Here is a 10,551-nt window from a genome sequence, read left to right as displayed (position 1 = left end):
GTCGGTGACGTCGCCCTTGCTCCAGTAGTGCCGCTTGGGTTCGAGGAAGATCACGGGATCGTCGTCGGCGACGGCTTGGCGGATCATGTCGTAGGCGTCCTGCGGGTTGGAGCAGGTGACCACCTTCAGCCCGGCCGTGTGGGCGAAGTAGACCTCGGGTGACTCCGAGTGGTGCTCGATGGGACCGATGCCGCCGCCGTAGGGGATGCGGATGACGACCGGCAGGGTGATCGCGCCGGCCGAGCGGTGCCGGAGTTTCGCGAGCTGGCTGATGATCTGGTTGGCGGCGGGGTAGACGAAGCCGTCGAACTGGAGCTCGCAGACCGGGCGGTAGCCGCGCAGGGCGAGACCGATCGCGGCGCCGACGATCCCGGCCTCGCCGAGCGGGGTGTCGACGACTCTCAGGCTGCCGAACTCCTTCTGCAGGCCGTCCGTGACCCGGAAGACCCCGCCCAGGCGTCCGATGTCCTCGCCCATCAGCAGGACTTGGGGATCGTCCTGGAGGGCTTTGCGCAGGCCGTTGTTGAGGGCCTTGACCATGGAGATGCCCGAGATGCTCATCGCGTGGCCCCGTTCTCCTGGCCGGCGGCGACGAACTCCAGGTGCTCGGCCAGCTGTTGGCCGAGTTCGGTCGGCATCGTGGTGTAGGTGTGCTCGAAGGACGAGGCGGGGTCCGGCGCAGGGAGCGACCGGCAGCCGGTCCGCAGGTGATCGGCCAGTTCCTGTTCCCGCCGCTCGATGTCGGCGAAGTACTCCTCGTCGACCGCCCCGCTCGCGGTGAGGTGGCGGCGCAGCCGCTCCAGGGGATCCTTGGCGATCCACTCGTCGGTCACGGAGGCGGGCCGGTAACGGCCGGCGTCGTCTGCGGTGGTGTGCGCGTTGACGCGGTAGGTCACCGCCTCGATCAGGGTGGGCCCGCCGCCGGACCGGGCCCGGGCGAGGGCGTCACCGGTCGCCGCGAGACAGGCCAGCACGTCGTTGCCGTCCACACAGACGCCGGGGAAGCCGAAGCCGGACGCGCGCTGCGCGACGGGGACGCGGCTCTGCACGCTGTAGGGGGCGGAGATGGCCCACTGGTTGTTCTGGCAGAAGTAGACCACGGGCAGGTTCTGGGCGGCGGCCCAGACGAAGGCCTCGTTGGTCTCGCCCTCGCTCAGCGCGCCGTCGCCGAGGAAGACCAGCACGGCCGTGTCGCGGCTGTCGTCCCCCGAGCCGATCGCGTCGTCCCGGACCAGTCCCATGGCATAGCCGACGGCGTGCAGCGTCTGTGCGCCGATGACCAGGGTGTAGAGGTGGAAGCGGCTCTCGTACGGATTCCAGCCGCCCAGCGTCGTACCGCGGAAGAGACCGAGGAGCGACACCGGGTCCAGTCCCCGGCACCAGGCCACACCGTGTTCCCGGTAGGTGGGGAACACCATGTCCTGGGCGCTCAGCGCGTGGGCGGCCCCGACCTGGGCGGCCTCCTGCCCGCGCAGCGAGGGCCACAGGCCCAGCTCTCCCTGGCGCTGGAGCGCGATCGCCTCGGTGTCCAGACGGCGCACCAGGGCCATGTCCCGGTAGAGCGCGGGCAGATCGAGCGTGGCGGGCAGGCCGAGCCGGCCGTCGGACTCCAACGCCCCCTCGGGTGTGAGGAACTGGATCGGTCCGTCGGAGCGTCGGGCGTCCGCGGTCGGTGTGGGCGGCTTTCGTGGCATCACGGCTCTCGTTCTCGGAGGCGCCCGTGCGGGCACCGGCGGATGTGGGGAGGGCAGGCACACGGGCGCGGGTCAGCGCGGCACCATGCGGGCTGTACGGGTCATACGGGTCATACGGGTCATACGGGACCCATATGGGCCATACGGAGGGATCCGTCCAGGCGGATCACACAGCCGTTGCGCGTCGGGGTGCGGAGACATGCCCGACCGGCGCTCCGAACTCGTCCGGCACGCCCAGCCGGGCATCACACGACTGCACGGCACGTTCTCGTCATCGGTGGGGGTCGGAGGCGGGCGCTGTGCGCGCCGCGGGGATGCATGTAGCGACGTCGAAAGAAGGGGGGCGGACGGACACCGATTACCGTGCGGAAGCGGCGAGTTGACGGCTGATCACCAGGCGCTGGATCTGGTTGGTGCCCTCGAAGCTCTGGGTGATCTTGGCTTCCCTCATGAGCCGTTCCACGGGATGGTCGAGCACGTATCCCGCGCCGCCGAGGACCTGGACGGCATCGGTCGTGACCGCCATCGCCGTGTCGGTGGCGATCAGCTTGGCCACGCTGGCCTGCCGGGTGTACGGCCGACCGGAGTCCTTGCGACGAGCGGCAACCAGGTAGGTCGCGCGGGCCGCCTCGGTTCGGGCCGCCATGTCGGCCAGCAGGAATCCGACGCCCTGGTGCTCGATGATGGAGCGCCCGAACGTCTGCCGGTCCCGGGCGTAGCCGACGGCGTAGTCCAGCGCGGCCTGGGCGATGCCGACGGCGACCGCGGCGATCCCGAGCCGGCCGGCGTCGAGCGCGGCCAACGCGATCGGCAGGCCCTGGCCCGGAGTTCCGACGAGCCGGTCGCCCGGGAGGACCACGTCCTCGAAGTGCATCTCGGCCGTCGTCGAGCTGCGCAGCCCCATCTTGCGCTCCGGTGCCCCCGCGACGAGCCCCGCCGTACCGGCGTCGACGTGGAAGCAGGAGATGCCCGACCGCGTATCGGGGGAGGTCCGCAGGAAGACGGTGTAGAAGTCGGCCTCGCCGCCGTGTGTGACCCAGGACTTGGTGCCGCGGGCTGTCCAGCCCTGCGGGCTCTCCGACGCGGACGCGCGCAGCGCCGCGGGATCGGAACCCGCGTGGGCCTCCGACAGGGAGTACGCGCCCAGCAGCTTTCCGCTCAGCATCCGCGGGAGGAACTCGGCCTGCTGCGCCTCGGTGCCGAACGTGGCCACCGGCAGACAGGCCAGCGTGTGCACGCTCATGCCCACGGCAACCGCGGCCCAGCGCGCGGCGATCCCCTCCAGGACCTGGAGGTAGACCGTGTACGGCTGTCCCCCGCCGCCGACGTCCTCACCGAACGGCAGGGTGAGCAGCCCGACCTCGCCCAGGAGCTCGAAGACCTTGCGCGGAAACCTTGCCTCGTCCTCGAACTCCGCGACACGCGGCCCCAGTTCCTTGTCCGCGATGTCCGTGACCAGTTCCAGCAGGTCATAGGCCTCACGGGATGGCAGTTCTCGTTCGACTTTCACTGCTGTGCCCCTCCTGCGGTCGGCTCCCGGTGGAGGACCACAGTCGACAGCGCGCGACCCGTGGTGCAATTAACCTGCCGAGTTCTTGCGGTGCGCACAAAATTTCTTATGCACGACCTGGGTTCCACGCAAGGAACCTGCTTCTGAGCGAGGTGTGGAGATGTCCGGTACCGAGCACGTCGACAGCGTGGACAGCATGATCATCGATCTGCTGGTGCAGGACGGCCGGCGAACGGTCACGGAGATCGCGGACCACGTCAGCCTGTCCCCCTCCGCCGTGAAGCGGCGCATCGACCGCCTGGAGCGGGTCGGGGTCATCGCGGGCTACACGGTCATCCTCGACCACAACAAGCTCGGGTCCAGCTTCGAGGCCTTCGTCGAGCTCAGGTTCGCCGGGGACGTGAAGGTCGAGATGATCACCATGGCGGCCACGAGCGTCCCGGAGGTCCTGGAGGTCTTCACGGTGGCCGGGGACCCCGACGCGCTGGTCCGGGTCCGGGTGTCCGGCGTCCAGCATCTGCGGGACGTCATCGACCGGCTGCGCCGGTCGGGGCCGGTGATCGGGACGAAGACGCTGATGGTGCTGGGGGCGTGGCGCCGGGACGGGTGAGGACGACCGGCAGACCGGCGCTTCCCGCTCCGGCTTCCCGGAGAGACCGGTCCGGTACCGGCGCACCGGATCACCCTCCCCGGAAATTTGCCCTACAGGCATATTGATTTGCCTGTCAGGTTGACTTCGCCCATTCGTCGCCCCACCCTGAAGGAGGCCTGACCGCACCAACCGAGGGAGGCATCAGCGCATGTCCGTGTCGACCGACAGCGCCGGCGCAGCGGAGCTGGAGAACATCGGCGAGCTCGACATACCCCAGCTCTCGGAAACCAAGGACTCCGTGGAGTCCGAACGCCGGCACCGCAAGGAACAGCTCGCGATCGCCTTCCGGATCTTCGCTCGCCACGGGTTCGACGAAGGCATCGCGGGGCACATCACGGCGCGCGACCCGGAGTTCCCCGACCGCTTCTGGGTCAACCCCTACGCCGTCCACTTCTCGAAGATCCGGGTGAGCGATCTCCTGCTCATCGACGAGCAAGGGCGCGTGATCGAGGGCGAGCGCCGCACCAACAAGGCGGCGTTCTGGATCCATTCCTCGATCCACCAGGCGCGCCCCGACGTGGTCGCCGTCGCGCACGCCCACACGATCCATGGCCGGGCGTTCGCCTCGCTCGACAAGCTGCTCGACCCGATCGTCCAGGAATCCTGCGCCTTCACCGGCGACCACGTGCTCTTCGACGAGTACAAGGGGCTCGTCCTGGAGAAGGCGGAGGGCGAGCGCATCGCCGAACGGCTCGGGGACAGCAGGGCCGCGATCCTGCGCCATCACGGACTGCTCACGGTGGGCCGGTCGGTGGAGGAGGCGGCCTGGTGGTTCATCACCATGGACCGGGCCTGCCAGATGCAGCTGCTGGCCGATGCCGCAGGACGGCCCCGGATCATGAGCGACGAGGAAGTCACCCTGGCGCACCGGCAGTTCAGCAACGCCAACATGGCCCGGCACAACTTCAACCTCCTTGCCGGGCTCGTGACGGACGAGGAGCCCGACGTCCTGGAGTAGCGAGGACGGCACCTGCCCGACGTCGATGCGAACCGGTCCTGTTGCCGACGTACAGAAACAAGGACCGCCAAGTGACTACGCCCTGCGCCCTGCGCCCTGCGCCCTGCGCCCTGCGCCCTGCGCCCTGCGCCCTGCGCCCGACGACGATTCTGGAGAAGCCATGTCGATTCAACGCGTCAACCCGGACGCTCTCGCACCCCCGATCCAAGGCCTCTACAGCCACGCGGTGACGGGCGCGGGCACCCGCTTCATCGCCATCGCAGGTCAGATCGCCCTGGACAAGGACGGCAACCTCGTCGGCCCCGGTGACCACGAGGCACAGGCCGAACAGGCCTTCCGCAACTTCCGAGTTGCCCTGGAGGCCGCCGGTGCCACCCCGGACGACCTGATCAAGAACACGATCCACGTCGTCGGTCACCGGCCCGAGTTGGTCGAGCCCATCTTCGCCGCGGGCAGTCGTGCCTTCGACGGCAAGTGGCCCGTGTCCGCGAGCACCTTCCTCGGAGTACAGACGCTCGGCATGCCGGAATGGCTCATCGAAGTCGACGGGTTCGCTGTCCTTCCGTAGGAAGAACACCCAGCCGGACAGCTGCAGGGACACGCGGCGGAACTCGGCGTGCGACTCCGGCGCGGTCGGCAGGTCATCGGCCTGACCCAGGACTCCACCGGCGTCACCGTCACCACGGAGACCGCAGCCGGTCCTGAGAGATCGTCTCAACTGGTGCGTGGGGCCTGGGGTGATGGCACTGCGGTCTCGTTCCGCCGACCTGTCATGATCGTCTCGGCGTGTTCCGTGGCGGGAGGCAAGAGATGGCGATATCGCTGCCTGATGGGCTGGCTACGCCGGCGCTCGTGGTCGATCCGGATGTGCTGGACAGAAACATCTCGCGGATGGCTGAGGCGTCACAGGCTCAAGGGTTCGTCCTGCGCCCGCACGCCAAGAGCCACAAGTGCGCGCAGATCGCGGACCGACAGCTTCGGGCCGGTGCGCACGGGCTGTCGGTGGCCACGATCGGCGAGGCCGAGGCATTTGCCCGGGTTGGCGTGAATGAACTGTTCATCGCTTACCCCGTGTGGCTCGATGCCGACAAGACACAGCGGCTGCGCCGGTTGGCGGATGACGTCGCCCTGAGGGTCGGCGTCGAGTCGGTCGAAGGAGCGCGGCGGATGGGTGAGGCCCTTCGTGGCAGCGTCCGGCGGGTCCAGGTGCTCGTCGAGGTCGACAGCGGGAGCCACCGGACGGGAGTGCAGCCTCCCGCTGCTGGTGAGGTCGGGAAGGCCGCCGCCGACGCGGGACTGGATGTTGTGGGCGTGTTCACGTTTCCGGGGCACGGCTACGGGCACGACGCCCAGGCGCGCGAGCGCGCCGCACGGGATGAGGAGCGCACGCTGGGCGAGGCTGCACAGGTGCTGCGGGACCTGGGGTTCGACGTCCGCGTGGTCAGCGGCGGATCGACTCCGACGGTGGGACAGTGGCAGCCGGGCACGGTGAACGAGCTGCGGCCCGGTGTCTATGTCTTCAACGACGCCACCCAGTTGGCCATCGGCACCTGTGGTGTGGAGGATCTGGCACTGGTCGCCGCGGCGACGGTGATCAGCGTTCCCGCACCTGACCGCTTCGTGCTGGACGTCGGTAGCAAGGTCCTCGGCTCCGACCGGTCGTCCTGGGTGACAGGCCACGGCTACCTGCCCCAGTTCCCGCAGGGGACCATCACCGGGTTGTGGGAGCACCACGCGGTGGTCCGGCTTCCGGACGGAGTGCGGGGACCGCGACTTGGGTCGGTGGTCGCCGTCGTCCCCAACCACATCTGCACGCCGGTGAATCTCGCCGATGAACTGCTGGTCGTCCAAGACCGTGAGGTGGTCGACCGCTGGCCGGTAACGGCACGAGGCGCCAATACCTGAGGATCGTTTCAGGCCGGGAGTCGGCGGTAGCAGATCAGAGTTGCGGCTATCCCGGCGAAGGCGAGGAAGTGGTCGGCCTTGCGCTCGTAACGACGGTGAAGGCGTCGGCACCCGGCCAGCCAGGCCACCGTCCGCTCCACGGTCCAGCGGTAGCGGCTCAGCCGCTGGGAGGACTCGGTCCCCCTGCGCGCGATGCGCGGGACGGTGTTCCGGCCGCGGAGCCGGCGTCGCAGGTAGTCGTAGTCGTACCCCTTGTCGGCGTGGAGCTTGGCAGGCCGTCGCCGACGCGGTCCACGGCGAGAGCGGACCGGCGGGACACCCCGTACCAGGGGTTCCGGGCCCTGACTGTCATGGGTGTTCGCGGCGGAGATGCCGATCGAGAGGGGCAGGCCGGACCACTCGGTGATCAAGTGGATCTTTGAGCCCTTCATGCCGCGATCTACGGGATTCGGGCCCGTCAGGTCTCCCCTTTCGCCGCCCGCATCCAGTACCAGACGGTGAAGCCTGCCCCCACACCCGGGCCCGGCTCCACTCAGTGAATCGCCGGTGCGCGGCCGCCCCGGGCAGCAGACGCTCCACCGGCCACGGGGTCGAGCTGTAGGCCTCAGGCGTCACGCACCACGGTCGGCCGGGGCGTCCGCACGCGGCAACGCCGCCTGCAGTGCTGTCACCCGCCGATGTTCCGGCGGCTCGCGAGGCGACCGGCCCGGCCAGCGGAGACGGCAAGCCGGACAGTGAGGTGACGGTCGAGGACCGCGTCATCCCCGCGAACGGGCACTCCTTGGGGCTACGTCTCTACACCCCGGCCGCCAAGGGCGCCGGGGCCCTTCCGGTCGCGGTCTGGATGCACGGGGGCGGGTTCGTCCTCGGCGGGCCCAATGCGGAAGACGCCACCTGCCGAAGGCTGTCCGCGCGACTGGGCATCGCCGTCGTCGCCCCGGACTATCGGCTCGCCCCGGAAAACCCCTACCCCGCCGCCTTCGACGACTGTTATGCCGCGGTGGCCTGGGTGGTCGAAGAGGCCGAGGCCCTGGGCGTCGACGCATCACGCCTGGCCCTGGGCGGACACTCCGCCGGCGCCGCCCTGGCGGCGGCCGTGGCCCTTGCCGCTCGCGACCGCCAGGGACCGCGTATCAGGTACGTCTATCTGGGATACCCGGTCCTCGATGACCGCCTGGAGTCCGTGTCGGCTCACGCCGTCACAGATCCCAGGCTCTTCAACCTGCATGGCGCGAAGGCCGGTTGGGAGATGTACCTCCAGGGGAGCGATCCCCGGTCCGACCACGCCGTGCCTGCGCGCGCGGAGGATCTCAGGGACCTGCCGCCCATGTACATCATGGTCGCCGCGGTCGATCCGGTACGGGACGAGACGTTGGAGTTCGCCGCAAGGCTGAGCGAGGCGGGAAACGCCGTCGAGGTCCACCTCGTACCCGGGGTACCGCACATGTTCGATGTTCTGGCCCCGGCCATCAGCGCGAGCCGTCGAGCCGTGGACGCGTGGACCGCCGCCCTCGCGGACGGCATCGGGGTTTCCGGCGAGCACGAAGGGCGATGACGGCTCCACGATCAGCCGGACACGGACCCGGGGTCTGCCGCCGACCGGGCGGGGGTCAGCCTCGCTGGGCCGCGGAGCCGCGGCGGGACGCGGGGATGGGGTGGCGCATGGGAACGGTCGCCGCGGTCGAGGCGATCAGTACGGTGGCGGCGGCATCCTCGTCGTTGACAAGGCGATGCTCCTTCGACGAGTCGAAATGCACCGAATCACCGGCTCCGAGCTGCAGCGATGTCCCGGAAATGTGGAGAGTGACCGTACCGGTCAGCACATGCAGCCATTCCTCGCCGACATGCCGGGCGGTCTTGCTGTGCTTGCCGGGCGCCAGGTCGACCCGGATGACGGACATGGTCTCGCGCGGGCCGCTCAGTACGGTGTAGCGGCCGTCCTGGCCGTCCCGCGTCATCGCCGCGTCGGCACGCACCAGATGGAAGTCGTTCTCGTCCGGTTCCTGCACCAACTCGCTGATGGACACGCCGTAGACGCGGGCGATCTGCAGCAGGCTGCCGATGGAGGGCTTGCGGACACCCTTCTCGAGGCGCGACAGATGCGCCGAGGAGATGCCGGTCTGTTCGGCCAGGGTCGTCAGGGTGATACCGCGCTCACTGCGCATGTCCTTGAGGCGTTGGGCCACCCAGAGATCGGTGTCTTCGATCGACATTTCCGCAAGATAGCATGCCTGCCAGGCAAGAGACATCGCCTGACAGGCACACGGCCGCCGCAGCCGGACCCTCCCGACCGGGCCGGCCGCACCTACACGAGGTTCAGCAGTTCCTGCGCGAGCACCTGCGGTTGCGTCAGCAGGTCGACGTGGGTGGCACCGGGCAGCGCGACTACCCTGAACTCCCGTTTCTCCGCCGAGGCGGCCATGTCCTTGAAGATGGCCTGGTCGGCGCAGTAGAGGTAGGTGACCGCCTTGCCGGCCAGCACCTCCTCGCTGCCCGGGCCCAGCGGCTCTTCATGAGTGCGCCGCGGCATCGGTGTCAGCCTGCTCGACAGCCATGCGGCGCCCTCGCCGTCGGCGCCGAGCGAGTCGGGGTCCAGCGGAGCGACCTCCCATGCCGCGGGTCCCGGCGAATCGGCGAACGCCTGCTCCAGCCATGGCAGCAGACCGAACGCCGACTCGCCGGTCACGGGAGCGAAGGCGTCGGCGTACACCACCTGCCCGACGCGGTCACCCGCGAGCGCGGCCACGCCCGTGATCACCATCCCGCCGTAGCTGTGCCCGACGAGGACGGCGTCCTCCACCCGCTCGAACTCCAGGAGTTCGACGACATCCCGCACATGCGCGCCCAGTCCGACGTCCGGCGCGGACAGGTGCCGCCGCTCGGCGAGACCGGTCAGGGTCGGCGTCAGGACACGGTGGCCGGCATCCTCCAGCCGGGGGCGCAACCGGTCCCAGACCCAGCCGCCGCCCCAAGAACCGTGCACGAGTACGAAGGTTGCCATTTGCCGCTCCCAGGAGGGTCCGGGCCCCGAGGCCCCGCGTCCGCGAGGACCCGCCGGCCCTCCCTCACAGGGTCAGCAACCATCACACGCTAGTCAACCTACTTGGCACATAAAATTGCCTAAGAGGTCGACCCACCGAGGGGCGGAGGATCGCCGACCACGACACAAGCCCAGGTCAGGTACGCGTCAAAGACGCACACAGGCAGGCGGCTGGCCTCGCCCCACCTTCGGCGGCCGTCGAACCACGGCCACCGGCTCACGAGGTGACCGGCACCCCGGATCCCCTTCTCACCTCCCACCCGAAGCGTGCGCCGCGCACGTATTTACTGCTAGGGTGCGAGCGAAGCGTGCGCCGCGCACGCATTCTCGCGCAAGGAGCATCCATGACCCGCACCGACATGAAGACCGCCCTCACCGACCTCCTCTTCAACCCGGCCGTCCCGCTGGAAGAAGCCGTCGACCGTCACTTCACCCCGGAATACCGGCAGCGCACCGACGGCCGGTGGGACGACCGCGCCGGGTTCGTGGAACACATCGCCCACCTGCGGACGGTGGTCGCCGGCGGCCGCGTCGAAGTGCACGAAGAGCTGTACGACGGTACGAAGTACGCCGACCGCCACACCGCCCACATCGAGAAGAAGGACGGCTCGACCGTGCGCATGGAGGTCTACGCCTTCGGGGACCTCGCCCCTGACGGCCGCTTCAACCGTGTCGAGGAGACCACGCTGATGATCGAGGGCTCCGACGCCGACCGGAACATCGGCAACGCCCGCTGACGGAAAGGCCGGCCGCACACACCTCGCACCCCGCGGCCCCCGGCGCGCTGCCGTC

At 69.4% G+C, this 10,551-nt stretch carries 11 protein-coding genes and 1 pseudogene; 6 read left to right on the top strand and 6 right to left on the bottom strand.

The window, feature by feature from the left end:
* The 3 genes from KVT45_RS40725 to KVT45_RS40715 form a co-directional block, all read right to left on the bottom strand.
* Positions 1-561: alpha-ketoacid dehydrogenase subunit beta (locus tag KVT45_RS40725; RefSeq protein WP_368857564.1), on the bottom strand; the 561-nt coding region annotated here is incomplete at its 3' end.
* Entirely contained in the window at positions 558-1,694 is a 1,137-nt protein-coding gene (locus KVT45_RS40720; protein WP_217554420.1) for a thiamine pyrophosphate-dependent dehydrogenase E1 component subunit alpha, read from the bottom strand. The genes KVT45_RS40725 and KVT45_RS40720, both read right to left, overlap by 4 nt.
* 358 nt (positions 1,695-2,052) lie before the next feature.
* Positions 2,053-3,204 carry an acyl-CoA dehydrogenase family protein gene (locus KVT45_RS40715; protein ID WP_217554418.1) on the bottom strand — a complete coding sequence of 384 codons (1,152 nt, stop codon included), beginning with the start codon at positions 3,202-3,204 and terminating at the stop codon, positions 2,053-2,055.
* A 160-nt stretch (positions 3,205-3,364) separates the two neighbouring features.
* Between KVT45_RS40715 and KVT45_RS40710 the strand changes: the two genes are divergently transcribed.
* From KVT45_RS40710 to KVT45_RS40695, 4 genes are all read left to right on the top strand, one after another.
* Positions 3,365-3,814 carry an Lrp/AsnC family transcriptional regulator gene (locus tag KVT45_RS40710; protein WP_089106349.1) on the top strand — a complete coding sequence of 150 codons (450 nt, stop codon included), beginning with the start codon at positions 3,365-3,367 and terminating at the stop codon, positions 3,812-3,814.
* A gap of 190 nt (positions 3,815-4,004) precedes the next feature.
* Positions 4,005-4,814 carry a class II aldolase/adducin family protein gene (locus KVT45_RS40705; protein WP_217554417.1) on the top strand — a complete coding sequence of 270 codons (810 nt, stop codon included), beginning with the start codon at positions 4,005-4,007 and terminating at the stop codon, positions 4,812-4,814.
* Between the two features lie 160 nt (positions 4,815-4,974).
* Positions 4,975-5,382: a RidA family protein gene (locus KVT45_RS40700; RefSeq protein WP_217554416.1), complete on the top strand. Its 408-nt coding sequence runs from the start codon at positions 4,975-4,977 to the stop codon at positions 5,380-5,382.
* Between the two features lie 242 nt (positions 5,383-5,624).
* Positions 5,625-6,719 carry an alanine racemase gene (locus KVT45_RS40695; protein WP_217554415.1) on the top strand — a complete coding sequence of 365 codons (1,095 nt, stop codon included), beginning with the start codon at positions 5,625-5,627 and terminating at the stop codon, positions 6,717-6,719.
* 8 nt (positions 6,720-6,727) lie between these two features.
* On the opposite strand, the pseudogene KVT45_RS40690 reads toward KVT45_RS40695, so the two are convergent.
* Positions 6,728-7,271 (bottom strand): annotated as a pseudogene (locus tag KVT45_RS40690) (IS5 family transposase); the annotation flags it as partial.
* A 109-nt stretch (positions 7,272-7,380) separates the two neighbouring features.
* Here KVT45_RS40690 and KVT45_RS40685 point away from each other — a divergent pair.
* Positions 7,381-8,274: an alpha/beta hydrolase gene (locus tag KVT45_RS40685; RefSeq protein ID WP_217554414.1), complete on the top strand. Its 894-nt coding sequence runs from the start codon at positions 7,381-7,383 to the stop codon at positions 8,272-8,274.
* A 55-nt stretch (positions 8,275-8,329) separates the two neighbouring features.
* On the opposite strand, the gene KVT45_RS40680 is transcribed toward KVT45_RS40685, so the two are convergent.
* Together KVT45_RS40680 and KVT45_RS40675 are read right to left on the bottom strand one after the other, a co-directional pair.
* Positions 8,330-8,968 (bottom strand): helix-turn-helix domain-containing protein, encoded by a 639-nt coding sequence (locus KVT45_RS40680; protein ID WP_254648079.1) that lies wholly within the window; start codon positions 8,966-8,968, stop codon positions 8,330-8,332.
* Positions 8,969-9,024: 56 nt separating this feature from the next.
* Positions 9,025-9,720, bottom strand: a complete 696-nt coding sequence (locus KVT45_RS40675) for an alpha/beta fold hydrolase (RefSeq protein ID WP_217554413.1) — start codon at positions 9,718-9,720, stop codon at positions 9,025-9,027.
* 383 nt (positions 9,721-10,103) lie between these two features.
* On the opposite strand from KVT45_RS40675, the gene KVT45_RS40670 reads away from it, so the two are divergent.
* Positions 10,104-10,496, top strand: a complete 393-nt coding sequence (locus tag KVT45_RS40670; protein WP_217554412.1) for a nuclear transport factor 2 family protein — start codon at positions 10,104-10,106, stop codon at positions 10,494-10,496.
* The last annotated feature ends 55 nt before the right edge of the window (positions 10,497-10,551 follow it).

Origin of the sequence: Streptomyces sp. GbtcB6 (genome assembly GCF_019091475.1) — a bacterium.
Taxonomy (GTDB): Bacteria; Actinomycetota; Actinomycetes; order Streptomycetales; family Streptomycetaceae; genus Streptomyces; species Streptomyces hyaluromycini.
Note: the sequence above shows the minus strand (reverse complement) of the source record. Positions and strands in the feature narration are given on the sequence as shown.

What these genes read in the sequence shown, in the direction of transcription:
- KVT45_RS40720 (WP_217554420.1), bottom strand. Translation starts at nt 1,694, where the DNA reads ATGCCACGAAAGCCGCCCACACCGACCGCGGACGCCCGACGCTCCGAC.
- KVT45_RS40695 (WP_217554415.1), top strand. Translation starts at nt 5,625, where the DNA reads ATGGCGATATCGCTGCCTGATGGGCTGGCTACGCCGGCGCTCGTGGTC.
- KVT45_RS40700 (WP_217554416.1), top strand. Translation starts at nt 4,975, where the DNA reads ATGTCGATTCAACGCGTCAACCCGGACGCTCTCGCACCCCCGATCCAA.
- KVT45_RS40680 (WP_254648079.1), bottom strand. Translation starts at nt 8,968, where the DNA reads ATGTCTCTTGCCTGGCAGGCATGCTATCTTGCGGAAATGTCGATCGAA.
- KVT45_RS40710 (WP_089106349.1), top strand. Translation starts at nt 3,365, where the DNA reads ATGTCCGGTACCGAGCACGTCGACAGCGTGGACAGCATGATCATCGAT.
- KVT45_RS40675 (WP_217554413.1), bottom strand. Translation starts at nt 9,720, where the DNA reads ATGGCAACCTTCGTACTCGTGCACGGTTCTTGGGGCGGCGGCTGGGTC.
- KVT45_RS40705 (WP_217554417.1), top strand. Translation starts at nt 4,005, where the DNA reads ATGTCCGTGTCGACCGACAGCGCCGGCGCAGCGGAGCTGGAGAACATC.
- KVT45_RS40670 (WP_217554412.1), top strand. Translation starts at nt 10,104, where the DNA reads ATGACCCGCACCGACATGAAGACCGCCCTCACCGACCTCCTCTTCAAC.